Genomic DNA, 25,194 nt, shown 5'->3' on the forward strand with positions numbered 1-25,194 from the left:
GTTCTACGTTGTCCGATTAAAAGATCGCAGCCTTCGGCAGCTACAGTGCCAACCGGTTCACAACTTTGCGACCGATGGCTCAAGTCGCCGCAGCAGCAGCCGACAGCCTGATGACAGGAGACTAATAATTATGCTGCAACCGATGCTCCCCTTGAGTGCCGTGCCGATCACCTCACAGCAGGACCCGATCCGCCAGCGTCCGGACATTCCGCCGGTGGTGCCTGTGCAGGAAAGCTCCAGCGAAAGCACGATCGACATGCAAAAGCGCGACCCGGAAGAGGCCGCCCTGCAACTGCGCGAGGAACAACGCCGCCGCCAGGAACAGGATCGTCGTCGCCATGAAGCTGAGCAGGACCCGGAAGCTCATCTGGCGATCCCCGGTGACGAACTCAATGCCGACAACACCGTGCCGGTCGCGCCGCTGATTGAAGACGAGCCGCGCCAGGGCCTCTGGGTCGATATCCAAATCTAAAATCTGACTCGGCTCCTGTAGGAGCTGCCGAAGGCTGCGATCTTTTCAGACGCCGGCCTCTGCGGCCAATTCCCGCAAACTCCCGAGCAACACCTCAATCTCCTCCTCAGTGTTCAAATAACTCACCGCAATCCGCGCAATGCTCTCCAGCCCGCGAGCCTGCATATCCAGCGGCGTATACGCCACGCCATTGGCACCGATATTGATCCCTCGCCGGGCCAGCCGCAGCTTCAGCTCGACACTGTCCCAACCCTTGAGCGTAAACGCGACCAGTGCGGACTGATGGTCTGCCGGGCCGAGGTTGTGCAGTTCCAGGCCAGGGATCGTCATGAGCCGTTCGCGTAAACCCTGACAGAGCGAATCGATCCGCTGACGGATGTTTGAGGTGCCCAGACTGTTGCATTCCTCCAGCGCATTGGCCAAACCGGCCAGTAACGCCACGGACACTTCGCTGGTTTCAAAGCGCCGGGCATCGTCGCGCAGGGCAAAACCTTCGCCGTCCCACGGGGCGGAAAGCACATCGAGTTGCGTAGGTTTGAGCCGCTCCATAAACCCCGGCCTTATATACAGCAGCGCCGTACCCCGTGGCCCGCGCAGGAATTTGCGCCCGGCACCCTTGAGCACATCGCAGTTCAACGCCTGTACGTCGCAGGGCAGTTGCCCCAGCGCCTGACCGGCGTCGACGAAATATGCGATGCCATGCTGTCGTGCCACCGCGCCAATCGCCTCGGCGGGATTGATCAGGCCGCCATTGGCGGGGAGCCAGGTCAGGGCGATCAGCTTTACCTTTGGGTTGATCATTTGCTGCAGGCCGGTCACTGACACCACGCCCATGTCATCGCACGGAATCACCTCCAGTTGCGCCCCGGCGCTGACGGCCTGGGCGATGCACGCCAGATTGCCGCCCCATTCGTGGCGACCGATCAGAATCCGGTCGCCGCTTTGCCACGGCCCCAGCGCATTGAACGCCATGCCCCAGGCCGCCGAACCGCTGCTGGCGAAGGCCATGGCCTCGGGCACGGTATTCAGCAGTTTGGCTGCCGCCGCCCGGGCGCGGGTCTGGATGGTTTGGTCGGCGGCTTCCATCGGGCCGCCGAGGGCTTCGCGTTGCAATTGCTCAAGGATGGCGTCGAGGGTCGCCTGGCTGGGCAACGAAGCGCCAGCGTGGTTGAAGTGAATCACGCTGGCGCAGCCCGGAGTGGCAGCTCGCAAGCGCTCCACTTCGGCGCGGTTCATGGATGCAACTCGAAAATCGCATCAATCTCGACCGCCACGCCAGCGGGCAGGCTGGAAACGCCGATGGCGGTGCGCACATGTTTACCTTTCTCGCCGAGGGCGTTGACCAGCAGATTGGATGCGCCATTGGCCACCACACTCTGGTTTTTGAAATCACCGGCGCTGGCGATGAACACGCCGAGGCGGATGATGCGCACCAGTTTGCTCAGGTCATCGCCTAATGCGTCGCTGAGCTGTGACAGCAGGCCGAGGGTGGCGAGTTCGGCGGCGTTGGCCCCTTCTTCGTCGCTGATCGACTCACCCAAGCGGCCGATGTACGCTGGCTTGCCGTCGAGCAACGGGATCTGCCCTGAAACGAACAACTGGTTCTGGCTGACCACATAATTGACGAAGTTGGCGATGGGTTGGCTCGGGGTTGGCAAGGCCAGGCCGAGTTTCTGGACACGTTGGACGAGTGAGTCGGTCATGGTGAATCCTCCTGAATGAAGGGTTCAGCATGTTGGCGCCGCGCTGGCGCGACAAACGGATAGATTTAATCCGACGTATTCAAATGGCTCATGTGTCGACGATTTCGTTCAGCCATTGGGCGAAGCATTCGGCGGCATGGCTCGGCGGGCGATCCGGGGTGACCAGCCAATAACCGATCTCGCTGCTGAACGGCGGGGTGTCGAAGGCTTCCACCAGCGCGCCTTCCTTGAGTCGGCGTTCGATCAAGTGTTGGCGACCCATGGCGATGCCCTGGCCGGCCACGGCAGCTTCGACGACGATGTTGTAATCGTGGAGCATCACGCTGGGGTAGGGGGTGAGGTCGATGCCGTTGAGTGTGCTCCAGTCGATCCATTCAAATGGCTGGTAAGACTTGGCCATCAGCAGCGGGCCTTTGTCGATTCCTTGGGCCTTGAACGCCGGGCTGCACACTGGCGTGAGGGTTTCTACCATGAAGCAGCGGGCCCGGACCTTGGGCCAGCCGCCCTTGCCATAACGGATGGCGAGGTCCACTTCGCCGCCATTGACGTCGGCCAGTTGCACCGAAGGCAGCAGTTCCACATGAATGTGTGGGTGACGTGCATTGAAACCGGCCAGTCGCGGCGCCAGCCATAAGGTGGCGAACGACGCGAGCAGGCCGATGCGCAGGGTGGTTTCCTGTTGTTCATTGCCACGTAGCTCGCGGGTGGCCGAGGCAATGGATTCCAGTGCGGGTTGAATCTTGCGGTAGTAGCTTTCGCCGGCCGGCGTCAGATCGATGGCCCGGGTACGCCGGATAAACAGCCGCTGGTTGAGGAATTCCTCGAGTTTGTGCACCTGATGGCTGATCGCGCTTTGGGTCACCGACAGCTCATCGGCCGCCTTGATAAAACTCAGATGGCGCGCCACGGCCTCGAAGGCGCGCAGGGCCATCAAGGGCGGCAGATCCTGGTGCAATTCCACGGTTGGGTCCTTTGGGTCCGTCGCAAAGCACCGATTGTGCGGTGAAAAACCGGAGTGAGCACATATTTTGTTAGGCCCTTGTTGCCTGGGTGGCTGGTCAGCGCCGGCGCCAGACCGCATTATTGGCGCAATCCCGGATGAACTTCCTTTTCCAGCGATGCACTGAGCACCATGAGCCAAGACGACAAACTGATCGACCTTAACGCTGAACGCGCCAAGCGGGTTCATGACCTCAACGACAAGCGCCTGAACGAAGTGCGCCAGGCCTTCGAACAGGCCATGCCGTTGGGTAAAGCGAAGAAAAAGCCGAAGAACAAACCGAAAAAGCGTTGAGCCCCCCTGCATCGATTGATGCAGGTCAGTTATTTCCCCTCCTTTACGCACAGTCTCGGGCGACATTGATCCCGGTCAATTTTCTCTCCTGCCCGATTGGTTAACTTAGCCCCATCGCAACAGGGCAAGTGCAGGAGGCCAGTCATGTTTTTCGATAACGTGGTGATCGCCGGAGTGCTGACAGTCGGCCTCATGGTTCTGTTTTTTGCAGGGTTTGGATATTTCATCTGGAAGGATTCGCATAAGCGCAAACCGTAGTTCTTTCCAGAGCAATGAGCACGCAAGGCATTTTGGGCAACTTCGGTTGCCCTTTTTTTTGCCCGTAAAAACACCAATCCCCTGTAGGAGCGAGGCTTGCCCGCGAAGACGGCGGAACATCCAATATTGATGTTGCCTGACACACCGCTTTCGCGGGCAAGCCTCGCTCCTACAGGTGGGCATTCGCGAAAAGCAGCAGGCATGAAAAAGGCGCGACTCTTGCGAGGCGCGCCTTTTTCGTCGCAGCGATGTATCAGCTACCCAGCGCCTTCGATGCCAGCCAGAACAGGCCGGCCGACAGGGCCACGGTGGCTGGCAGGGTCAGGACCCAGGCCAGCAGGATGGTTTTGACCGTGCCACCTTGCAGGCCGCTTTTGTTGGCGACCATGGTGCCGGCTACGCCCGAAGACAGGACGTGGGTGGTGGATACCGGCAGGCTGAAGATGTTGGCCAGGCCGATCATGCAGGCAGTGGTGATCTGCGCCGACATGCCCTGTGCGTAGGTCATGCCTTGCTTGCCGATCTTCTCGCCGATGGTCAACACCACGCGTTTCCAGCCGACCATGGTGCCCAGGCCGAGGGCCAGTGCAACCGCCAGAATCACCCAGAACGGGGCGTATTCGGTGGTGGTAGTCAGGTCTTTGCGCAATTTGTCCAGGTCAGCCTTTTCACGGGCTTGCAGGCCGGGCAGCTTGGCGACTTTGCGTGCGGTGTCGTCCAGGCACAGCAGGTAGCGACGCACTTCGATACGGCTTTCGGCCGGCAGCGAATGGTAGTCGGCTACGCCCTTGAGGGTGTCGAGCAGGGCGCTGATGGTCGGTTCGGTCTGTTGCGGGTTGCAACGGAATTTCTCCGGCAGATCGCCTTCAACGCTTTTGCCCAGGGCCAGGAACTCACCGAGGGTGTCGGCATTGCGCTTGTAGAACTGGCTCAAGTGCAGGGTCGCATCGCGGGTGCGTTCGATCTGGTAAGTGGTGCTGCTCAGGTCGAGAACGAACTGCGCCGGCACGATACCGATCAACACCAGCATGATCAGGCCGATGCCTTTCTGGCCATCGTTGGAACCGTGCACGAAGCTCACGGCCATGGCCGAAATCACCAGTACCAGGCGGTTCCAGAACGGCGGGTGCTTCTTGTCGTCGAGCTTGCGGCGCTGGTCCGGCGTCTTGTGCATCTTCGACAGCGGGCGCCACCACTTAAGGCCGATCAACACCAGTGCGGCCACGATGAAGCCGGCCATTGGCGAGAACACCAGGGACGCACCGATATCGATCGCCTTCTGCCAGTTCACGCCATCGGCCAACGGAATATCGTTGATCAGGGCGTTGGCCAGGCCGACACCGAGGATCGAACCGATCAGCGTGTGGGAGCTGGAGGCGGGGATACCGAAGTACCAGGTGCCCAGGTTCCAGGTGATGGCGGCGGCGAGCAACGAGAACACCATGGCCAGTCCGTGTCCGGTGTTCACATTGATCAGCAGCTCGACCGGCAGCAAATGGACGATGGCATACGCCACGCCCACACCGCCCAGCAGAACGCCGAGAAAGTTGAACACGCCGGAAAAGAACACCGCGAGGTGAGGCGGCATGGCTTTGGTGTAGATAACAGTGGCCACCGCGTTTGCAGTGTCATGAAAGCCGTTGATGAACTCGAAGGCGAGGACAAAGGCCAGGGCGAGCAAGAGGCTCACAAGCACCCAAGCATCTAGTCCGCTGAATAAATCGATCATGAAGGTTTTCTGACCCGGTCGTAAGGGGGCGCGATTATGCCAGAAAAGACTGGAAATCGATGCACTAGCTGCTCATCGGTAACATTCTTCAACGAATTAGTTTGTAGCAAAGCCCTAAGCCCCAGGTTTTTACTGGGTTTTGCAACTTGTTGATTTTCTTTGAAAACCGAGCATCCACAAGGGTTTCTCTCGAAGACGCGAGAGGCGAAAACGCTTGTGTGAAATATCTGAGAAGAGGGTCGGACATGCGCCATTTGCCTCATCCGGTGGGTGAGGTGGCCGCTGCCCGCTTGTAGCGGGCGCGAAAGGCATGGTCGATACACCGCGCTTTTAGCGGATGCAGACGCAGACCCTTGAAGGATTCAGGCCGGACCGGTCAAGGCTCTTCGGCTTTGAGTTCCTTTTCCATCTTCTGCAGTTCTTGGCTGAATGCCTGATCCTGAACGGTGGCGCGTTTACGCCACGGCTTGCGTTCCGGTTCGGGCTGGGCGGCGTAGGTGGTGACTTCCCCGCCGTAAACTTCCTTGTAACGTTGTTCCTGGCGCTCAAGTTCCGCGCGCAGTTCGTCTTTCGTCACAGTGCTACCTGATTGAGTTGAGATAAATTCTGGTGAAACGCGCTGCATCGAGTTTATTGACCACGTTCGTCGAAAGGACAATACCTGAAAGGGCATCGGCTTTTTAACGACACAATGATCAACACTTCCATGTTGCAGGCGGCCACGGCACCAGAGAAAAACAGCTGACGTAGCTTCAGTGTCCTGTTTCAGCGTGCGCGTTGGCGGTGCATAACATATGAGCGTCAGGCGCTTGCTGCGGGCGGCGGCGATGGGACATCGCGCTCCGGGTGGCACAATCGGCAAGTAACAAACCGGCGGGCCACTGAGGTGCATTATAGCGGTCGATTCGAAGAACACTATCTCCGCGCAGTTAAAAGTGGTTCCTGGTGTGTGATGATTTTGTTACTCGTAACTTTTACGGGTAATTAGAGTGTTCGGTGGGGCCACTTTTCAGCGACCTGTTTCTGACGCCAACAAGTCGGACAAGTTCTAACCATTTACAGTTGCCTTTTAAGTCTGCAACCGCTCAAGAGTAAGAAATATTAAGAGCACCGCACGATCCCTGTTTAGGTTGGCCGTCGATTGCGATTATCGGTCGATGGTTCGATAATCGCCCAATCTTGCGGCCGACGGCTTGTGTATCGACCGTGAGCCGCTTGTAATAGCCATCGAGCCGTGTAGGAAAAGGACCTGATATGAACGATCAACTGCGCAATTCCTTCGCTTCGGTGGCGCCGCCGATCGTCGCCTCCCCCGCCAAGCGAATTCAGGCCATGACCGGCGACCCGGACTTCATGACCTCGCTTGCCCGAGGCCTGGCGGTGGTGCAAGCGTTTCAGGAGCGCAAGCGGCACCTGACCATCGCCCAGATCAGCCATCGCACGGAAATTCCCCGCGCCGCGGTGCGACGTTGCCTGCATACGCTGATCAAACTCGGCTATGCCACCACCGACGGCCGGACTTATTCGCTGCTGCCCAAAGTCCTGACCCTGGGCCATGCCTACGTATCCTCGACGCCACTGGCGGTGTCCGCCCAGCCGTACCTCGACCGCATGAGCGAACAACTGCATGAGGCGTGCAACATGGCGACTCTGGAAGGCGACGACATTCTATATATCGCCCGTTCGGCAACTACCCAGCGCCTGATTTCCGTGGACCTGTCGGTGGGCGGGCGTCTGCCGGCCTATTGCACGTCCATGGGCCGGATTCTGCTCGCGGCCCTGGATGACACGACGCTGGGCGAATACCTCGATCATGCGGAGTTTCAGGCCAAGACCAGCCGCACCTTGCACACCCCCGAGGCGTTGCTCGAATGCCTGCAAGAGGTGCGACAACAAGGCTGGTGCATCGTCGATCAGGAACTGGAACAAGGCCTGCGCTCGATTGCGGTGCCGGTGTACGACGCGTCTGGCCAGGTGGTGGCGGCGCTCAATGTCAGTACTCACGCCGGGCGCGTCAGCCGCAATGAACTGGAACAACGCTTCCTGCCCGGTTTGCTAAGTGCCAGCCGCGACCTCAGCGCGCAACTCTTTGCATAAGCAGTCTTTGTCTAAGCAGTCTCCACCTAAGCTGTTCGATAAACGCACAGAGTCGCGTTTATCGAATTGACGCTCTTTCCCTCGGATCATTAATGTCGCGGCAGCGTCATCCGGCGCTATCGACCCTCGGTCACGCCGGACGACGACCCCCCATAATAATGAGAAGAGGCCACGCGTTCCTTGCGTGGAATAAAAATAATGAACCAGCCTCAGTCTGCTGTAGGAAACTGCCTCGACGTGCAGTCCTTCATCAATGCCCAGCCCATCTCGCGCTACCAGTGGCGAGTGGTGATCCTGTGTTTCCTGATTGTCTTCCTCGATGGCCTCGACACCGCAGCCATGGGTTTCATTGCGCCGGCCCTGTCCCAGGACTGGGGCATCGACCGCGCCAGCCTCGGCCCGGTGATGAGTGCCGCGCTGATCGGCATGGTCTTCGGCGCACTCGGTTCCGGGCCATTGGCTGACCGCTTCGGGCGAAAAGTCGTACTGGTGGGCGCGGTGTTCCTGTTTGGCATCTTCAGCCTGGCCTCGGCCTACAGCAGCAACGTCGATCAATTGCTGGTGCTGCGTTTTCTTACCGGCCTGGGCCTGGGCGCCGGCATGCCGAACGCCACCACGCTGCTGTCGGAATACACCCCGGAGCGCAAGAAATCCCTGCTGGTGACCAGCATGTTCTGCGGTTTCAACCTCGGCATGGCTGGCGGTGGATTCATTTCCGCCAAGCTGATCCCGGCGTTCGGCTGGCACAGCCTGTTGCTGATCGGTGGGATTCTGCCGCTGATCCTTACGGTGGTTTTGCTGTTCTGGCTGCCGGAATCGGCGCGTTTCCTTGTAGTCCGTAACCGCGGCACCGACAAAGTGCGCAAAACCCTGGCGCCGATTGACCCGACGGTGGTGGCCCAGGCGTCCAGCTTCAGCGTGCCCGAACAGAAAACCGTGAAGGCACGCAATGTGTTCGCGGTGATTTTCTCCGGTACCTACAGCACCGGCACCTTGCTGCTGTGGCTGACCTACTTTATGGGCCTGGTGATCGTTTACCTGTTGACCAGTTGGTTGCCGACGCTGATGCGTGACAGCGGAGCGAGCATGGAACAGGCGGCTTTCATTGGTGCGCTGTTCCAGTTTGGCGGGGTGTTGAGCGCGGTCGGTGTCGGCTGGGCGATGGACCGGTTCAACCCGCACAAGGTGATCGGCACTTTCTACCTGTTGGCCGGGGTGTTTGCCTACGCGGTCGGGCAGAGCCTGGGACACATCACGTTGCTGGCGACATTGGTGCTGGTGGCGGGGATGTGCGTCAACGGCGCGCAATCGGCGATGCCTTCCCTGGCGGCGCGGTTTTATCCGACCCAGGGCCGGGCGACCGGTGTGTCGTGGATGCTCGGGATTGGGCGTTTCGGCGCGATCCTGGGGGCGTGGATGGGTGCGACGTTGTTGGGCTTGGGCTGGAATTTTGAGCAGGTGCTGACGGCGCTGGTGATTCCGGCGGCATTGGCGACCACGGCGGTGGTGATCAAGGGCATGGTCAGTCATGCGGATGCGACCTGAGAGTACGCGATCGTTCCCACGCTCTGCGTGGGAATGCCTCAAGGGACGCTCTGCGTTCCAATGGGACGCGGGGCGTCCCCGGCTGCATTCCCACGCAGAGCGTGGGAACGATCTGCGGAAGGGATCGATAGCCAGACAACAATCTGTTCGATAAACGAACGCTCAGTCGATTATCGGATTGTTTGGCGATTTTCAGCGGCTTACTCTTCAGTGACTTCGGCGCTGAACCTCGCGCCTTTTTCTTCCACTGTCGGTAAACAACAAATCGGGAGCCTGCCCCATGGCTGAAATCCTTTCGCTGCATGACGCGGTGAAGCAATTCGTCAACGACGGCGATACCGTCGCGCTCGAAGGCTTCACTCACCTGATTCCGACGGCGGCGGGTCATGAAATCATTCGCCAGGGCAAGAAAGATCTGACCCTGGTGCGGATGACGCCTGACTTGATCTACGACCAGTTGATCGGCGCCGGTTGTGCTCGCAAGCTGATTTTCTCCTGGGGCGGCAACCCCGGTGTGGGTTCGCTGCACCGTCTGCGTGATGCTGTCGAGAAACAGTGGCCGCATCCGCTGGAAATCGAAGAACACAGCCACGCCGACCTGGCCAACGCCTACGTCGCCGGTGCCTCCGGCCTACCATTCGCGGTGCTGCGGGCCTACGCCGGTTCCGACCTGCCCAAGGTCAACCCGCTGATCAAAACCGTCACCTGCCCCTTCACCGGCGAAGTGCTGGCCGCTGTGCCTTCGGTGCGCCCGGACATCACCGTGATTCACGCGCAGAAAGCCGACCGCAAGGGCAACGTGCTGCTGTGGGGCATTCTCGGTGTGCAGAAAGAAGCGGCGCTGGCGGCCAAGCGCTGCATCGTTACCGTCGAAGAAATCGTCGACGACCTCAATGCGCCGATGAACTCTTGTGTGCTGCCGACCTGGGCCTTGAGCGCGGTGTGCCACGTGCCTGGCGGCGCGCATCCGTCCTACGCTCACGGTTACAACGAGCGCGACAACCGCTTCTACCAGGCCTGGGACCCGATTGCCCGGGACCGTGACACCTTCACCGCGTGGATCAACGAGTACATCCACGGCTGCGCTGACTTCAGCGAGTTCCAGGCCAAGCTGGCCGCTGCTTCGGAGGCCAAATAATGACTTACACCACCAATGAAATGATGACCGTCGCCGCCGCCCGCCGTTTGAAGAACGGTTCGGTGTGCTTCGTCGGCATCGGCCTGCCGTCGAAAGCCGCCAACCTGGCGCGGCTGACTTCCTCGCCAGACGTAGTCCTTATCTACGAATCGGGTCCGATCGGTGCCAAACCGAGCGTGTTGCCGCTGTCGATTGGTGACGGCGAGCTGGCGGAAACCGCTGACACCGTGGTGCCGACCGGTGAGATTTTTCGCTATTGGTTGCAGGGCGGGCGCATCGACGTCGGTTTCCTCGGCGCAGCGCAGGTCGACCGCTTCGGCAACATCAACACCACGGTCGTTGGCGATTATCACCAGCCGAAAGTTCGCCTGCCGGGTGCCGGTGGTGCTCCTGAGATTGCCGGTTCGGCCAAGAGCGTACTGATCATCCTTAAACAGTCGGCACGTTCCTTTGTCGACAAACTCGACTTCATTACCTCGGTCGGCCATGGCGAGGGCGGTGATTCGCGCAAGCGTCTGGGCCTGCCGGGCGCCGGGCCGGTCGGCATCATCACCGACCTGTGCATCATGGAGCCGGAAGCCGAAACCCATGAATTCGTGGTGACCGCGCTGCATCCGGGCGTGACCCGTGAGCAAGTGGTCGCGGCCACCGGTTGGGCGATCCGTTTCGCCGAACACGTTGAAAACACCGCCGAGCCCAGCGAAATTGAACTCAAAGCGCTGCGGGATCTGGAAGCCCGCACCGCTGCGGCCCACGGCCAAGCTCCCGGAGAAGCGTGATGCGTGACGTTTATATCTGCGACGCGATTCGCACGCCCATCGGCCGTTTCGGCGGTGGCCTGTCGACGGTTCGCGCCGACGACCTGGCCGCCGTGCCGATCAAGGCCTTGATGGAACGCAACCCGTCGGTGGACTGGACGGCAGTGGACGAGGTGTTCCTCGGTTGCGCCAACCAGGCTGGCGAAGACAACCGCAACGTGGCGCGCATGGCGTTGCTGCTGGCGGGCCTGCCGGAAAGCATTCCCGGCGTTACGCTCAACCGCCTCTGTGCGTCGGGCATGGACGCCATCGGCACCGCGTTCCGCGCCATCGCCAGTGGTGAAATGGAATTGGCGATTGCCGGCGGCGTCGAGTCGATGTCCCGCGCGCCGTTCGTGATGGGTAAGGCCGATGCGGCGTTCTCGCGCAACATGAAGCTGGAAGACACCACCATCGGCTGGCGCTTTATCAACCCGTTGATGAAAGCCCAGTACGGCGTCGATGCGATGCCGCAGACCGCCGATAACGTGGCGGACGACTACGAAGTGTCCCGCGAGGATCAGGACGCTTTCGCCCTGCGCAGTCAGCAGCGGACCGCCGCCGCGCAAGCCGCAGGATTTTTCGCTGAAGAAATCGTTGAAGTGCGGATTGCCCACAAGAAAGGCGAAACCGTCGTCACCCAGGATGAACATCCTCGCGCCGACACCAGCCTGGAAACCCTGGCCAAACTCAAACCGGTCAACGGTCCTGATAAAACCGTCACCGCCGGTAATGCCTCGGGTGTGAACGACGGCGCAGCGGCGCTGATCCTGGCGTCCGCCGAAGCGGTGAAGAAACACGGTCTGACAGCCCGGGCCAAAGTGCTCGGCATGGCCAGCGCCGGTGTCGCCCCTCGAATCATGGGCATCGGTCCGGTCCCCGCAGTGCGCAAACTCACCGAACGCCTCGGTCTGGCTGTCAGCGATTTCGATGTGATCGAACTCAACGAAGCCTTCGCCAGCCAGGGTTTGGCGGTGTTGCGTGAGCTGGGGATCGCCGACGATGCAACCCAGGTCAACCCGAACGGCGGCGCCATTGCCTTGGGTCATCCGTTGGGTATGAGTGGCGCGCGTCTGGTGCTGACGGCGCTGCATCAGCTGGAAAAGACCGGTGGCAAGAAAGGTCTGGCGACCATGTGCGTCGGCGTCGGCCAGGGTCTGGCACTCGCCATCGAACGCGTCTGACAGCCGCCGACTAATAAGAACAGAGGAAAAGCGAAATGACTGACAAGCCTGGCTACCGCCGCCCGCAAGAAGGCACCCAGCCGGAATACCTGCACCCGACCTATCAATCCACCAACAAACGTTCGCCGTCCAAGCCGTTGGTGTTTTTGCCTCATTCGCTGTCGGAAATCACCGGCCCAACCATCGGCGCCGAGCGCATCAACGAGCAGGACAACGACCTGACCGCTCAGCACAGCGGCGAGCCATTGGGTGAGCGCATCATCATTCACGGCCGCGTGCTGGATGAAGACGGCTTGCCGGTGCCGGGGATTCTGGTGGAGATCTGGCAGGCCAACGCCGCCGGTCGCTACAACCATGCCCGCGACCTGCACGACGCGCCGCTGGACCCGAACTTCACCGGCACCGGCCGCACCGTGACCGACGCCGATGGCTGGTATCAGTTCCAGACCATCAAGCCCGGCGCCTATCCGTGGGGCAACCACCACAACGCCTGGCGCCCTGCGCACATCCATTTCTCATTGTTCGGGCCGAGTATTCTGACGCGGCTGGTGACCCAAATGTATTTCCCGGGCGATCCGTTGCTGGCCTACGACCCGATCTACAACTGCGTGCCCGATACCAGCGCCAAAGAGCGTTTGATCGCCAGTTTCGACCTGGAAAAAACCATTCCTTCCTATGCCCTCGGTTATCGCTGGGACATCGTCTTGCGCGGCCGCGAAGCCACGCCGATGGAGAAATAAGATGACGCTGAACGCGACCACATCCCACACCGTCGGGCCGTATTACCACATCGGCCTGACCTGGCTGAACCGCGAAGACCTGACCGTCGAACAGACCCTCGGCCAACGGGTGGCGATCACCGGGCAAGTCGTCGATGGCAATGGTGACTTCGTCAACGACGCGATGCTGGAAGTCTGGCAGGCCAACGCCGCTGGCAAGTACGACCACCCCGAAGACGAGCAGGACAAACCCCTGGACCCGAACTTCGAAGGCTTTGGCCGGGTGCCGGTGGATGCCGAAGGGCGCTTTCGTTTCACCACGATCAAACCCGGGACGGTTGAGGGTTTGAACGGCACGACCCAGGCGCCGCACTTGGTGGTATTGGTGTTTGCGCGCGGGTTGGTGAAGCACCTGCTGACGCGGATTTACTTTGATGGGGAGCCGGCGAACGTTTCTGACCCGTTGTTGGAGTGCGTGCCAGCGGAGCGCCGCCAGACGTTGCTCGCGAAGGCCGATGCGTCGGGCGTTTATCAGTGGAATGTGATTCTGCAGGGGACCGATGCGGAGACGGTGTTCTTCGATTATTGAGCAACCACCACAACCCCTGTGGGAGCGGGCTTGCTCGCGAAAGCGGTGTGTCAGGCAACATTTATTTCGACTGACACACCGCCTTCGCGAGCAAGCCCGCTCCCACAGGGGGATTGCGTTGCCTAATGAAACTGCGGAACGGGACTGTTGCGAAGTGTGTCTAGACTCTCACTGTCCCCATTGAGTGAAAAACAATGACAACGACTACCGCTTCAACAGAACACTACACGGGCGAAGAGCGCAGCAAGCGCATCTTCGCCATTGTCGGCGCCTCGTCCGGCAACCTGGTTGAATGGTTCGACTTTTATGTTTATGCCTTCTGCGCCATCTATTTCGCGCCTGCTTTTTTCCCGTCCGACAACCCCACGGTGCAGTTGGTAAACACTGCGGGTGTGTTCGCCGCCGGGTTCCTGATGCGGCCCATTGGTGGCTGGATTTTCGGCCGCGTCGCGGACAAGCACGGGCGCAAGAATTCGATGATGATTTCGGTGCTGATGATGTGCTTCGGCTCGTTGCTCATCGCCTGCTTGCCGACTTACGCCAGCATCGGCGTCTGGGCGCCGATCATGTTGCTGTTCGCGCGCTTGCTCCAGGGCTTGTCGGTGGGCGGCGAATACGGCACCACCGCGACTTACATGAGCGAAGTCGCCCTCAAGGGCCAGCGCGGTTTCTTCGCCTCGTTCCAGTACGTGACCTTGATTGGTGGGCAATTGCTGGCGGTGTCACTGGTGGTGATCCTGCAACAGTTCCTCACCGAAGATGACCTGCGTGCCTACGGCTGGCGGATCCCGTTCGTGGTTGGTGCGGTGGCGGCGGTGATCTCGCTGTTCCTGCGTCGTTCGCTCAAGGAAACCTCCAGCAAAGAAATGCGCGAAAACAAGGACGCCGGCAGCATCCTTGCGCTGTTCCGCGACCACAAGGCTGCGTTCATCACCGTGCTCGGCTACACCGCCGGCGGCTCGCTGATTTTCTACACCTTCACCACGTACATGCAGAAATACCTGGTGAACACCGCCGGCATGCACGCCAAGACCGCCAGCTACATCATGACCGGCGCGCTGTTCCTTTATATGTGCATGCAACCGCTGTTCGGCATGCTCGCGGACAAGATCGGCCGGCGTAACTCGATGCTCTGGTTCGGTGCCTTGGGGACGCTGTTCACCGTACCGATTCTGCTCAGCCTGAAAAGCGTCAGCAGCCCGTTCCTGGCCTTTGTGCTGATTACCGTGGCGCTGGCGATCGTCAGTTTCTACACCTCGATCAGCGGCTTGGTGAAAGCCGAAATGTTCCCACCCGAAGTGCGCGCACTGGGCGTTGGCCTGGCGTATGCGGTGGCGAACGCGATCTTCGGCGGTTCGGCGGAATACGTGGCGCTGAGCCTGAAAGCCGTGGGCATGGAAAACTCCTTCTATTGGTACGTCACGGTGATGATGGCGGTGGCGTTCCTGTTCAGCCTGCGCTTGCCGAAACAGGCGAAGTATTTGCATCACGACCTTTGATCTTTACCCGTGGGCCCCAGCGGCCCACGCCCTCAAGGATTGTTTATGAACAAGCGACCGAACAATCAATTGTTCGATGCCTATTTCACTGCCCGCGATATGCGCGAGGTGTTCTGCGATCAGGGCCGGGTGCAGGCCATGCTCGATTTTGAAGCGGCGCTGGCCCGGGCCGAAGCGCGGGTCGGGTTGATTCCGCACAGCGCTGTCGCCTCCATTGAAGCGGCGTGTCAGGCCGGGCATTACGATTTCGACGCCCTCGGTGAAGCGATTGCCACGGCCGGCAATTCGGCGATTCCGTTGGTCAAGGTTCTGGGCAAACAGATCGCGGCGAACGATGCCGAGGCTGAGCGTTATGTGCACCTGGGCGCGACCAGTCAGGACGTGATGGACTCCGGTCTGGTGCTGCAACTACGCCGAGCGCTGGAGTTGATCGAAAGCGATCTGGCGCGACTGGCGGACATCCTCGTCACCCAGGCCCGGCGTTACACGGCTACGCCGCTGGCGGGACGGACTTGGTTGCAACACGCTACGCCAGTGACCCTCGGCATGAAGATCGCCGGTTGGCTGGGCGCGGTGACCCGCAGTCGCCAGCGTTTGCGCGAACTCAAGCCGCGCTTGCTGGTGCTGCAATTCGGCGGCGCCTCCGGGACCCTTGCGGCCCTCGGCGATCAGGCGATGCCGATTGCCAACGCCTTGGCCGAAGAACTGCAACTGACGCTGCCGGAGCAACCCTGGCATACCCAGCGCGATCGTCTGGTGGAGTTCGGTGCGGTGCTCGGTCTGATCGCCGGTAGCCTCGGCAAATTCGGGCGCGACATCAGCCTGTTGATGCAGACCGAAGCCGGCGAAGTGTTTGAACCGGCGGCGCCGGGCAAGGGCGGTTCCTCGACCATGCCCCACAAGCGCAACCCGGTGGGCGCGGCGGTGTTGATCGGTGCGGCGACCCGAGTGCCGGGTTTGCTTTCGACCCTGTTCAGCGCCATGCCGCAAGAACACGAACGCAGCCTGGGCCTGTGGCATGCCGAGTGGGAAACCCTGCCGGATATTTGCTGCCTGGTGTCCGGTAGCTTGCAACAAGCGTTGCTGCTGGCCGATGGCCTGGAAGTGGACGCGACACGCATGTCGCGCAACCTCGACCTGACTCAGGGGCTGGTGCTGGCCGAAGCGGTGAGCATCGTCCTCGCGCAACGGGTCGGTCGCGACACCGCGCACCATTTATTGGAACAGTGCTGCAAGCGTGCGGTGGCGGAACAGCGTCATCTGCGTGCAGTCCTCGGTGATGAGCCGCAAGTGACGGCGCAACTGTCGGACGCTGAACTGGATCAATTGCTGGACCCTCACCATTACCTCGGTCAGGCCCATACTTGGGTCGAGCGGGCGGTGGCTGAACATTTTGCGTTGACTGCCTGAAGGAGGCTGCCGTGGCATTCGTACAACTCGCCGAGGGCGAACTGCATTACCAAATCCAAGGGCCGCAACTCGTTGGCCCGGACGATGCGCCGGTGCTGGTGTTGTCCAACTCGTTGGGCACCGACCTGCACATGTGGGACGCGCAGATTGAGGCGTTCACCAAGCATTTCCGGGTGCTGCGATTCGACACCCGTGGTCACGGCAAGTCGTTGGTGACGCCGGGGCCTTACACCATCGAACAACTGGGCCACGACGTGCTGGCGCTGTTGGACGCGTTGCACATTGAGCGCGCGCATTTCTGTGGTTTGTCCATGGGTGGCTTGATCGGGCAGTGGCTGGGGATCAACGCTGGCGAGCGGCTGAATAAGCTGATCGTGTGCAACACCGCGGCAAAAATCGGCGATCCGTCGGTATGGAACCCGCGGATCGAAACCGTGCTGCGTGACGGTTCTGCGGCCATGGTCGCTTTGCGCGATGCGTCGATTGCGCGCTGGTTTACCCCGGACTTTGCCGAAGCCAATCCAGCGGCGGCGAAGAAGATCACCGACATGCTCGCGGCCACTTTGCCTGAAGGTTACGCGGCCAATTGCGCCGCCGTGCGCGATGCCGATTTCAGTGATCAGTTGTCCGCGATCAAGGTGCCGCTGCTGGTGATCGCCGGCACCGAAGACGCGGTCACGCCGCCGTCTGGTGGGCACTTTATTCAGGCACACGTGCAGGGCGCCGAGTACGCCGAGTTCTATGCCGCGCACCTGTCCAACGTCCAGGCTAGCGCTGCGTTCAGCGAGCGGGTGTTGGCGTTTTTGTCGAAGCATTGAGGGGGTTTTTGTGGACGAGAAACAACGTTACGACGACGGCCTGAAAGTCCGCCGCGCGGTGCTTGGCGATGCTCACGTCGACCGCAGTCTGAATGCCCTGACCGAGTTCAACTCGGAGTTTCAGGAAATGATCACCCGCCACGCCTGGGGTGACATCTGGACCCGCCCGGGCCTGCCGCGCCACACCCGCAGCCTGATCACCATCGCCATGCTGATCGGCATGAACCGCAACGAAGAACTCAAACTGCATCTGCGCGCGGCGGCCAACAACGGCGTGACCCGTGGCGAGATCAAGGAAGTGATCATGCAGAGCGCGATCTACTGCGGGATCCCGGCGGCGAACGCCACGTTCCACCTGGCGGAGTCGGTATGGGATGAGCTGGGGGTTGAGTCGCGGGAGTAAAGCGTTGGTGCCAGTCACAAGGGTTTGTGCCAATGCACAGACTAAATGTGGGAGCGGGCTTGCTCGCGAAGGGGCCGTGTCAGTCGACATTAATGTGTCTGATACGACGCCTTCGCGAGCAAGCCCGCTCCCACAGGGTTTGGTTTTCGGTGGCTTTAGACGGTGGCGACAATGAAAACCCGCTTGAACGGAAACAACGTGCGCCCATCATGCTCTGGCGGGTAATGCTTATGCACGCGCATCAGGTAGTGATAAATGAACCGTGTCAGTTCGTCATCCTTGAGCCCCTGCATCACCGGTCGTAGTGCCGAGACCTTGACCCAGTCATAGATCGGCGACCTGCCGTCCACCACTTGCAGCTGTTCGGTTTCCCAGATGTCCAGTGTCCGGGTGATCGGCGCGAGCAGCCGGTAATAGTCTTCCAGTGACAGTAGCGGTCGCGCGGCCATTGTGTGGCGCAGTTCCAGTGATCCCAAAGGCGCGCCACCCGGGCCGCCGTTGTCGAGCGTTTCAAGCATCAGTTGATACCACAACGCATCTCGCCAGTCGGGCATGTGCGCGGCCAGGCACCCGCCCGGATTGAGCCGGCCGAGCAACCCAGGCAGCAACTGCTTGTGGCCGGTGACAAAGTGCAGCACTGCCGCGGCGAGCAGTAAATCGGCCGGTTGTTCCGGTTGCCAGTCCAGCAGATCGCAGTGTTTCCATAAGGCCTTGATGGGCAGGCTACGGGCCTCTGAAAGCATTTGCTCCGAGCTATCGACGCCCATCAACCGAGCTCGGGGCCAGCGTTTGGCGAGTAGCAGGGTGGCGATGCCGGTGCCGCAGCCCAGGTCGTAGATGTAATGGGGGTGTTGGAGCTGGACGCGATCGAGCAGTTCATTGACCGGTCGTTGCCTGAGACCGGAAAACTGCTGGTACGCCTTGGCATCCCAGGCGGTATCGCCGGGGGCAGGGTTTGGTCGGGTGATCATGAGGTGGTCCTCTGGTGATCAGCGGTGTCTTCCGATGACAGCCTGGCTAAGTCCTGGGACCCACAACAACAGATAACGGAAGTGGAGGAGGGTTGAACAACGCCTGAGTCCTGTCAGGTTTTTTCACTGTAATAGATGGGCGGCAAAGTGCCACGTGGGCTGACGGGTGGTGACTGGAGCGCCGCGTAATCGTTCTTCGCGGGCAAGCCTCGCTCCTACAGGAAATCGCATCTCTCTGTAGGCGCTAGGCTTGCCCGCGAAGGCGTCTTTGAGCCTTACAGCAAACTGATCGGGTAGCTGACGATCAAGCGGTTCTCGTCGAACTCGTTGTTGCTGAAGTCCCGGCGCATGGTCGAGTTGCGCCATTTGAAGTTCAGATCCTTGAGCGTGCCGCTTTGCACGGTGTAGCCCAGCTCGCTCTCGCGGCCCCATTCCTTGCCGTTGGTAGTGGTGGCGGTGTGCACATTGTCACCGCTGATGTAGCGGTTCATCAGGGTCAGGCCGGGAATGCCGAGGGCGACGAAGTTGTAGTCGTGGCGCAGTTGCCAGGAGCGTTCCTGGGCGTTGTCGTAGCTATTGTTGTAACTGTCGTTGGCCAATGTGCCGCCGCTGGTGCCGTTGACGCGCATCCAGGCGCTGTCGCCGGTGAGTTTTTGCAGGCCGACGTAGAAGGTGTTGCCGCCGTATTTGGCCGAGAACATGCCCGACCAGGTCTTGTTGTCCAGCTCGCCGGCCCGGGCGCTGCCGTCGTCCTTGCCGTAGAAGAAGCCGAGGTTGGCCCCCAGGGTCCAGTCGCCGAGTGGCTGCGTGTGGATCAGGTTGACGAATTGCTGACTGTAGATGTCCTTGAGTTCAGCGTTCCACAGGCCAATCTGGGTGTGCTTGTCGTTGAACACGTACTCGCCGCCCTGGAAGTTGAAGCGGTCGGAGGTAAACGCCGCTTTGCCGACCATCGACATGTCGCTCATGCTGCTGTCATCCCGTGGGCTGTTGGCGCGGAACTGGCCGCCGTAGAGCGTCAGACCGTCGATTTCCTTCGAGGTGATCTGGCCGCCGCGGAAGGTTTGCGGCAGCGAGCGGCCGTCGTCCGAGCGCAGGATCGGCAGCACCGGCATCCATTCGCCGACCTTGACTTCGGTCTGCGACAGCTTGGCCTTGAACGCGACGTTGGTGCGGCCAAAGTTGTCTGCGGGGCGTCCGTCGTGATCCAGCGGCAGCAACTGCGTACCCCCGGTGCCTTTACCGCCGTCGAGTTTCACCGAGTACAACCCCAACACGTCCATGCCGAACCCGACCGTGCCCTGGGTGAAACCGGACTTGGCGTCGAGGATGAAGTTTTGCGTCCATTCCTCAGCCTTGCCTTGGGCCTTGGTCGGGTTGGTGAAGTTGCGGTTGATGTAGAAGTTGCGCAGGTTGAGGTTGACCTTGGCCCCATCGACAAAACCCGACTCCTCGGCGGCGGCGGGCAGGGCGCTACTGGCCAGTGCGGCGGCGATCAGGCTGGGAAACATGTACTGCGCGGTGGAAGGTTTCATGGGCTCGGGTCTCTCTAATTGTTAGGGGTGAAACGGGGCGCTGCCGCAACCTGAGGGTGCAGACACAAGGGGTTGAATCTGGGGGCAAAAAACGGGCGAGATCAGCCGGACAGGGCAGGGCGTGGGGGCATGGTGTCGAACCTGTTGTTATTGGTTTTGTGGGGCGAATGGTGCGGGGGATGGACGGGGCGGTTCAATTGGGGAAAGCGGGTTTTGGGCGATTATCGAACGTAAGATTGGCTTGGGTTTTGTGTTGTGTTGGCTGGCCTCTTCGCGAGCAAGCCCGCTCCCACAGGGGACTGTGGTGAGCGCAAATCTAATGTGGGAGCGAGCTTGCTCGCGATGGCGTCAGACCGGGCGATACATCTTTCCCGCAGCCAACAAAAAGCCCACCAATCGGTGGGCTTCTTGTGTTCAAAGCGCTATCAGAACAACTTCAACTTCGGCGCTTCTTCTTTCAACGGCTCGTTCTTCGCCGTTTGTTCGTTCCAGCCACCACCCAGCGCCTTGTACAGATTGACTGCGCTGTTCAATTGCGCCAAACGGTCGGTGATCAGCGCCTGTTGGGCACTGAACAGCTGACGCTGGGCATCGAGGAAGGTCAGGTTGCTGTCGACACCAATGCGGTAGCGACGCTCGGCCAGACGGTAGTAGTCCTGGTTCGCAGTGACGAAATCACGCTGGGCTTGCAACTGCTCGGTGTAGGTCTGGCGAGCGGCCAGGCCGTCGGCGACTTCCTGGAAGGCCGTTTGAATGGACTTCTCGTAGTTCGCCACGCCGATGTCTTTCTGGATTTTCGAGTAATCCAGGCTGGCGCGCAGGCTGCCGGCGTTGAAGATCGGCAGGTTGATCTGCGGCGAGAACAGCCAGGTCCCCGAACCACCCTTGAACAGACCGGACAGGTCCGGGCTCAGGGTCCCGGCATTGGCGGTCAGGCTGATGCTCGGGAAGAACGCAGCCCGCGCCGCGCCGATGTTGGCGTTGGCAGCCTTCAGGTTGTATTCGGCCTGGAGGATGTCCGGACGGCGTTGCAGCAAGTCCGACGGCAGGCCCGGCGGTACATCGCTCAGCAGGTCGTCCGACAAAGGCTTGGCCGCTTGCAGGTTGGCCGGGACGCCAGTGCCGAGCAGCAGCACCAGGCTGTTTTCATCCTGGGCGACCTGACGGGTGTACTTGGCCAGTTGCGCCCGGGCGTTTTCCACCGAGGTACGCGACTGGGCCAGGTCCAGGGCCGAGGCGACACCCACTTCGTTGCTGCGGGAGGTGAGCTTGTAGCTCTCCTCGAACGCGCCGAGGGTGTCCTGGGTCAGCTTCAGCAGTTCCTTGTCGGCCTGCCAGGTCAGGTAGGCGTTGGCCACACTGGCCACCAGGCTGATCTGGGTACTACGCCGTGCTTCTTCGGTGGCGAAGTACTTCTGCAGGGCTTCTTCGCTCAGGCTGCGAACCCGACCGAAGAGGTCGAGTTCATAGGCGCTGATACCGACCGTAGCCGAGTAGGAACTGGTGATGCCCGCTCGGCCGGTTTGCGAGGCGTCCGCCGGAACACGCTGGCGGCTACCGGTGCCGTTGGCCGAAACAGCCGGGTACAGATCGGCACGCTGGATGCGGTATTGGGCCGCGAAGGCGTCGATGTTCAGGGCTGCGACACGCAGGTCACGGTTGTTTTCCAGGGCGACCTGGATCATCTGCTGCAGCGCCGGGTCATGGAAAAACTGCTTCCAGCCTTGTTCGGCCGCAGCCTGGTTCGGCGCCTGGGCCGGCGAATACGCCGGACCTTGCGGGAACTGATTCGCCACCGGTGCTGCGGGCTGCTGATAGTCAGGAATCAGCGAGCAGCCACCGAGCACGAAAGCGGCAACAGCTAGGGAGAGTAGCGACTTGCTCATTGGCCAGCCTCTTTAGGAGTTTCATTGGCGTCATCCTCGTCGGCTTTATTACGCTGGCCGATGGACGACACGGTGACGAAGAACAGTGGGACCCAGAAGATCGCCAGGATCGTGGCGGTGATCATACCGCCAATTACCCCGGTGCCGATCGCATGCTGGCTACCCGAACCGGCGCCCGTGGAGATGGCCAGCGGAACCACACCGAGAACGAAGGCCAGCGACGTCATGATGATCGGTCGCAGACGCATGCGGCAGGCCTCGATGGCCGCCTCGCGCAGGGACTTGCCTTGCTCGTGCAGTGCCTTGGCGAACTCGACGATCAGAATGGCGTTTTTCGATGCCAGACCGATGGTCGTCAACAGACCCACCTGGAAGTACACGTCGTTGGACAGACCGCGCAGGCTGGTGGCCATCAACGCACCGATAATCCCCAACGGCACCACGAGCATGACCGCGATCGGAATCGACCAGCTTTCATACAGGGCCGCCAGACACAGGAACACCATCAGCAGCGACAGGGCGTAAAGCGCTGGCGCCTGGGAGCCGGACAGCCGCTCCTCGTAGGATAAACCTGTCCAGGAAATACCCACACCTGCCGGCAGTTTCTTGGCAATGGCTTCAACTTCGGCCATGGCTTCACCGGTGGAATAGCCTGGTGCCGGAGCCCCAAGGATTTCCATCGCTTCTACGCCGTTGTAACGGGCCAGTTTCGGCGAACCGTACACCCACTCGCCCTTGGCGAACGCGGAGAACGGCACCATGGTGCCCGCGCTGTTGCGCACATACCACTTCTTCAAGTCTTCCGGGCTCATCCGCGAGCCAGGTTTGCCTTGAACGTAAACCTTCTTCACCCGACCACGGTCGATAAAGTCGTTCACATAGCTACTACCGAAGGAGATCGACAGCGTGCTGTTGATGTCGGAGAGGGTCAGGCCCAGGGCGCTGGCTTTCTCGTCGTCGATTTCGAGCTGGTATTGCGGCTCGTCGTTCAGGCCGTTAGGACGCACCTGATACAGCACCTTGCTCTGTGCGGCCATGCCGAGGAACTGGTTACGCGCAGCCATCAGCTTGTCGTGACCGATACCGGCACGGTCTTGCAGGAACACGTCGAAACCGGTGGCGTTACCCAACTCCAGTACCGCCGGCGGTGCGAAGGCAAACACCATGGCATCGCGGAAGGTGAAGAAATGCTGTTGGGCACGGCCTGCCAGGGCAAACACGCTGTTGTCAGCGTTACGCTCGCCCCATGGCTTGAGCATGATGAACGCCAGGCCAGAGCTCTGGCCGCGACCGGCGAAGTTGAAGCCGTTCACGGTGAACACCGAGGCTACCGCGCCGGATTCTTTCTCCAGCAGGTAGGAACGCATCTCGTCGATCACCACTTGGGTGCGTTCGGCACTGGAACCGGCCGGGGTTTGCACCTGGGCGAACAGTACACCCTGGTCTTCTTCCGGCAGGAACGCCGTCGGGATGCGGGTGAACAACCAGATCATGCCGACGATGATCAGCAGGTAAGCCAGCAGGTACGGGATCTTGTGCTTGAGCATGTTGCCGACACCGCGCTCGTAGCTTTTGACGCCACGGTCGAAGTTACGGTTGAACCAGCCAAAGAAGCCGCGTTTCGGTGTGCCGTGCTCGCCTTTCGGAATCGCCTTGAGCATGGTGGCGCAAAGTGCCGGGGTGAAGATCAGCGCAACCATTACCGACAGGGCCATGGCCGAGACGATGGTGATCGAGAACTGTTTGTAGATCACACCGGTGGAACCGCTGAAAAATGCCATTGGCAGCAGTACCGCCGACAGCACCAGCGCGATACCGACCAGTGCACCCTGGATCTGCCCCATGGATTTCTTGGTGGCTTCCTTGGGCGACAGTCCTTCCTCGCTCATTACCCGTTCGACGTTTTCCACCACGACGATGGCATCGTCCACCAGCAAGCCGATGGCCAACACCATACCGAACATGGTCAGGGTGTTGATGCTGAAACCGAACGCCGCGAGGATCCCGAACGTACCCAGCAATACCACCGGTACAGTCATCGTGGTGATGACGGTGGCGCGGAAGTTCTGCAGGAACAGGAACATCACCAGGAACACCAGCACGATCGCTTCGACCAGGGTTTCAACCACACCCTTGATCGACTCGGTCACCACCGGAGTGGTGTCGTACGGGAACACCACTTCCATCCCTTCAGGGAAGAACGGTTTCAGGTCGTTGATGGTTTTACGCAGGGCCTTGGCCGTATCAAGGGCGTTGGCGCCGTTGGCCAGTTTCACCGCCAGACCGGAAGCCGGCTTGCCGTTGAACTGGGCCGCGATACTGGAGTTCTCACCACCCAGACCGACATCGGCGACATCACCGACACGCACTTGCGAGCCGTCCTTGTTGACCTTCAGCAGGATTGCCTTGAACTGCTCGGCAGTCTGCAGACGGGTCTTGCCGATGATCGTGGCGTTCAATTGCTGGCCAGGCAACGCTGGCAAACCGCCGAGTTGACCGGAGGAGATTTGAACGTTCTGTGCCGAGATCGCGGCACTGACATCGGCCGGGGTCAGGTTGTAGTTGTTCAGCTTGGCAGGGTCGAGCCAGATCCGCATTGCGTACTGGGCACCGAAGACCTGGAAGTCACCGACACCGGCGGTCCGGGAAATCGGGTCCTGCATGTTCGACACGATGTAGTTGGACAGGTCGTCCTTGGACATGCTGCCGTCTTGCGACACTACGCCGATGACCAGCAGGAAGTTTTTCACTGCCTTGGTCACGCGAATACCCTGTTGCTGCACTTCTTGCGGCAGCAGCGGGGTGGCCAGGTTCAGTTTGTTCTGGACCTGAACCTGCGCGGTATCGGAGTTGGTGCCCTGCTCGAAAGTCGCGGTAATGGTCATGCTGCCGTCGGAGTTACTTTCCGACGACACATAACGCAGGTTATCGATACCGTTGAGCTGTTGCTCGATGACCTGCACCACGGTGTCCTGCACGGTTTGTGCGGACGCGCCTGGGTAGGTCACGGAGATCGCAATGGCCGGCGGCGCAATGCTCGGGTACTGGTTGATGGGCAGTTTGAGGATCGATAGAGCCCCGACCAGCATGATCACCAGGGCTATTACCCAAGCGAAAATCGGACGGTCGATAAAAAATTTCGACATG

General features: G+C 60.5%; 23 protein-coding genes. 14 read left to right on the forward strand and 9 right to left on the reverse strand.

Annotation, left to right across the window (positions count from 1 at the left end; all coding sequences use genetic code 11):
• The first annotated feature begins 130 nt into the window (after positions 1-130).
• Positions 131-472 carry an aspartate-semialdehyde dehydrogenase gene (locus tag ACWIKB_RS08550; protein ID WP_475266186.1) on the forward strand — a complete coding sequence of 114 codons (342 nt, stop codon included), beginning with the start codon at positions 131-133 and terminating at the stop codon, positions 470-472.
• A gap of 45 nt (positions 473-517) precedes the next feature.
• Here ACWIKB_RS08550 and ACWIKB_RS08555 read toward each other — a convergent pair whose 3' ends face one another.
• The 3 genes from ACWIKB_RS08555 to ACWIKB_RS08565 all read right to left on the reverse strand — a co-directional run bounded on the left by ACWIKB_RS08555 (position 518) and on the right by ACWIKB_RS08565 (position 3,136).
• On the reverse strand, positions 518-1,708 hold the full coding sequence (locus tag ACWIKB_RS08555; protein WP_475266187.1) for an aminotransferase class V-fold PLP-dependent enzyme: 1,191 nt from the start codon (positions 1,706-1,708) through the stop codon (positions 518-520).
• Positions 1,705-2,175, reverse strand: a complete 471-nt coding sequence (locus tag ACWIKB_RS08560) for a RidA family protein (RefSeq protein ID WP_475266188.1) — start codon at positions 2,173-2,175, stop codon at positions 1,705-1,707. Before ACWIKB_RS08560 ends, ACWIKB_RS08555 begins: the two co-directional genes overlap by 4 nt.
• An 88-nt stretch (positions 2,176-2,263) precedes the next feature.
• Positions 2,264-3,136, reverse strand: coding sequence for a LysR substrate-binding domain-containing protein (locus tag ACWIKB_RS08565; protein WP_475266189.1), 873 nt, complete (start codon positions 3,134-3,136; stop codon positions 2,264-2,266).
• Positions 3,137-3,307: 171 nt separating this feature from the next.
• On the opposite strand from ACWIKB_RS08565, the gene ACWIKB_RS08570 reads away from it, so the two are divergent.
• On the forward strand, positions 3,308-3,469 hold the full coding sequence (locus ACWIKB_RS08570; protein ID WP_008016476.1) for a hypothetical protein: 162 nt from the start codon (positions 3,308-3,310) through the stop codon (positions 3,467-3,469).
• A 144-nt stretch (positions 3,470-3,613) separates the two neighbouring features.
• Complete coding sequence (gene ccoM / locus ACWIKB_RS08575) at positions 3,614-3,727, forward strand: cytochrome c oxidase subunit CcoM (RefSeq protein ID WP_054046898.1); 114 nt, start codon at positions 3,614-3,616, stop codon at positions 3,725-3,727.
• A 253-nt stretch (positions 3,728-3,980) separates the two neighbouring features.
• Here the strand turns inward: ccoM and ACWIKB_RS08580 are convergent, their stop codons facing one another.
• Complete coding sequence (locus ACWIKB_RS08580; RefSeq protein ID WP_054046896.1) at positions 3,981-5,456, reverse strand: inorganic phosphate transporter; 1,476 nt, start codon at positions 5,454-5,456, stop codon at positions 3,981-3,983.
• 376 nt (positions 5,457-5,832) lie between these two features.
• Positions 5,833-6,033 (reverse strand): hypothetical protein, encoded by a 201-nt coding sequence (locus tag ACWIKB_RS08585; protein WP_007903846.1) that lies wholly within the window; start codon positions 6,031-6,033, stop codon positions 5,833-5,835.
• 677 nt (positions 6,034-6,710) lie between these two features.
• On the opposite strand from ACWIKB_RS08585, the gene pcaR reads away from it, so the two are divergent.
• From pcaR to pcaC, 11 genes are all read left to right on the forward strand, one after another.
• A complete protein-coding gene (gene pcaR, locus ACWIKB_RS08590; protein WP_054046895.1) occupies positions 6,711-7,553 on the forward strand; it encodes a pca regulon transcriptional regulator PcaR in 843 nt (280 codons plus the stop codon).
• A 198-nt stretch (positions 7,554-7,751) separates the two neighbouring features.
• A complete protein-coding gene (pcaK, locus tag ACWIKB_RS08595) occupies positions 7,752-9,098 on the forward strand; it encodes a 4-hydroxybenzoate transporter PcaK (RefSeq protein ID WP_475266190.1) in 1,347 nt (448 codons plus the stop codon).
• Between the two features lie 280 nt (positions 9,099-9,378).
• The gene (locus tag ACWIKB_RS08600) at positions 9,379-10,236 is read left to right on the forward strand and encodes a CoA transferase subunit A (protein ID WP_054046891.1); all 858 of its coding nucleotides are present in this window, start codon (positions 9,379-9,381) and stop codon (positions 10,234-10,236) included.
• Complete coding sequence (locus tag ACWIKB_RS08605; protein ID WP_475266331.1) at positions 10,233-11,015, forward strand: CoA-transferase subunit beta; 783 nt, start codon at positions 10,233-10,235, stop codon at positions 11,013-11,015. The genes ACWIKB_RS08600 and ACWIKB_RS08605 overlap by 4 nt, the downstream gene beginning before the upstream one ends.
• Positions 11,012-12,217, forward strand: a complete 1,206-nt coding sequence (gene pcaF, locus ACWIKB_RS08610) for a 3-oxoadipyl-CoA thiolase (protein ID WP_475266191.1) — start codon at positions 11,012-11,014, stop codon at positions 12,215-12,217. The genes ACWIKB_RS08605 and pcaF overlap by 4 nt, the downstream gene beginning before the upstream one ends.
• 35 nt (positions 12,218-12,252) lie before the next feature.
• Positions 12,253-12,957: a protocatechuate 3,4-dioxygenase subunit beta gene (gene pcaH / locus ACWIKB_RS08615; RefSeq protein ID WP_475266192.1), complete on the forward strand. Its 705-nt coding sequence runs from the start codon at positions 12,253-12,255 to the stop codon at positions 12,955-12,957.
• 1 nt (position 12,958) lies between these two features.
• Positions 12,959-13,525, forward strand: coding sequence for a protocatechuate 3,4-dioxygenase subunit alpha (gene pcaG / locus ACWIKB_RS08620; RefSeq protein ID WP_475266193.1), 567 nt, complete (start codon positions 12,959-12,961; stop codon positions 13,523-13,525).
• A gap of 194 nt (positions 13,526-13,719) precedes the next feature.
• Positions 13,720-15,024: an MFS family transporter gene (locus ACWIKB_RS08625; protein WP_475266194.1), complete on the forward strand. Its 1,305-nt coding sequence runs from the start codon at positions 13,720-13,722 to the stop codon at positions 15,022-15,024.
• Positions 15,025-15,069: 45 nt separating this feature from the next.
• Positions 15,070-16,434: a 3-carboxy-cis,cis-muconate cycloisomerase gene (locus tag ACWIKB_RS08630; protein WP_475266195.1), complete on the forward strand. Its 1,365-nt coding sequence runs from the start codon at positions 15,070-15,072 to the stop codon at positions 16,432-16,434.
• A gap of 11 nt (positions 16,435-16,445) precedes the next feature.
• A complete protein-coding gene (gene pcaD, locus ACWIKB_RS08635) occupies positions 16,446-17,252 on the forward strand; it encodes a 3-oxoadipate enol-lactonase (RefSeq protein WP_475266196.1) in 807 nt (268 codons plus the stop codon).
• 10 nt (positions 17,253-17,262) lie between these two features.
• Positions 17,263-17,655, forward strand: coding sequence for a 4-carboxymuconolactone decarboxylase (pcaC, locus tag ACWIKB_RS08640; RefSeq protein ID WP_475266197.1), 393 nt, complete (start codon positions 17,263-17,265; stop codon positions 17,653-17,655).
• Between the two features lie 155 nt (positions 17,656-17,810).
• On the opposite strand, the gene ACWIKB_RS08645 is transcribed toward pcaC, so the two are convergent.
• From ACWIKB_RS08645 to emhB, 4 genes are all read right to left on the reverse strand, one after another.
• Positions 17,811-18,626: a methyltransferase domain-containing protein gene (locus ACWIKB_RS08645; protein WP_475266198.1), complete on the reverse strand. Its 816-nt coding sequence runs from the start codon at positions 18,624-18,626 to the stop codon at positions 17,811-17,813.
• A gap of 275 nt (positions 18,627-18,901) precedes the next feature.
• Entirely contained in the window at positions 18,902-20,161 is a 1,260-nt protein-coding gene (locus ACWIKB_RS08650) for an OprD family porin (RefSeq protein ID WP_475266199.1), read from the reverse strand.
• A gap of 425 nt (positions 20,162-20,586) precedes the next feature.
• Positions 20,587-22,047, reverse strand: coding sequence for an efflux RND transporter outer membrane subunit EmhC (gene emhC / locus ACWIKB_RS08655; protein WP_475266200.1), 1,461 nt, complete (start codon positions 22,045-22,047; stop codon positions 20,587-20,589).
• Positions 22,044-25,193, reverse strand: coding sequence for an efflux RND transporter permease subunit EmhB (gene emhB, locus ACWIKB_RS08660; RefSeq protein ID WP_475266201.1), 3,150 nt, complete (start codon positions 25,191-25,193; stop codon positions 22,044-22,046). Before emhB ends, emhC begins: the two co-directional genes overlap by 4 nt.
• Position 25,194: the final 1 nt, after the last annotated feature.

The organism is Pseudomonas sp. 5Vm1k, from assembly GCF_056161485.1.

Bases quoted from the DNA above. Each gene is read 5' to 3' on its own strand.
- ACWIKB_RS08555 (WP_475266187.1), bottom strand. From the start codon at position 1,708: ATGAACCGCGCCGAAGTGGAGCGCTTGCGAGCTGCCACTCCGGGCTGC.
- ACWIKB_RS08625 (WP_475266194.1), top strand. From the start codon at position 13,720: ATGACAACGACTACCGCTTCAACAGAACACTACACGGGCGAAGAGCGC.
- ccoM (WP_054046898.1), top strand. From the start codon at position 3,614: ATGTTTTTCGATAACGTGGTGATCGCCGGAGTGCTGACAGTCGGCCTC.
- pcaR (WP_054046895.1), top strand. From the start codon at position 6,711: ATGAACGATCAACTGCGCAATTCCTTCGCTTCGGTGGCGCCGCCGATC.
- pcaK (WP_475266190.1), top strand. From the start codon at position 7,752: ATGAACCAGCCTCAGTCTGCTGTAGGAAACTGCCTCGACGTGCAGTCC.
- emhC (WP_475266200.1), bottom strand. From the start codon at position 22,047: ATGAGCAAGTCGCTACTCTCCCTAGCTGTTGCCGCTTTCGTGCTCGGT.
- ACWIKB_RS08600 (WP_054046891.1), top strand. From the start codon at position 9,379: ATGGCTGAAATCCTTTCGCTGCATGACGCGGTGAAGCAATTCGTCAAC.
- ACWIKB_RS08550 (WP_475266186.1), top strand. From the start codon at position 131: ATGCTGCAACCGATGCTCCCCTTGAGTGCCGTGCCGATCACCTCACAG.
- ACWIKB_RS08650 (WP_475266199.1), bottom strand. From the start codon at position 20,161: ATGAAACCTTCCACCGCGCAGTACATGTTTCCCAGCCTGATCGCCGCC.
- emhB (WP_475266201.1), bottom strand. From the start codon at position 25,193: ATGTCGAAATTTTTTATCGACCGTCCGATTTTCGCTTGGGTAATAGCC.
- ACWIKB_RS08630 (WP_475266195.1), top strand. From the start codon at position 15,070: ATGAACAAGCGACCGAACAATCAATTGTTCGATGCCTATTTCACTGCC.
- ACWIKB_RS08570 (WP_008016476.1), top strand. From the start codon at position 3,308: ATGAGCCAAGACGACAAACTGATCGACCTTAACGCTGAACGCGCCAAG.
- ACWIKB_RS08645 (WP_475266198.1), bottom strand. From the start codon at position 18,626: ATGATCACCCGACCAAACCCTGCCCCCGGCGATACCGCCTGGGATGCC.
- ACWIKB_RS08560 (WP_475266188.1), bottom strand. From the start codon at position 2,175: ATGACCGACTCACTCGTCCAACGTGTCCAGAAACTCGGCCTGGCCTTG.
- pcaH (WP_475266192.1), top strand. From the start codon at position 12,253: ATGACTGACAAGCCTGGCTACCGCCGCCCGCAAGAAGGCACCCAGCCG.
- pcaG (WP_475266193.1), top strand. From the start codon at position 12,959: ATGACGCTGAACGCGACCACATCCCACACCGTCGGGCCGTATTACCAC.
- ACWIKB_RS08580 (WP_054046896.1), bottom strand. From the start codon at position 5,456: ATGATCGATTTATTCAGCGGACTAGATGCTTGGGTGCTTGTGAGCCTC.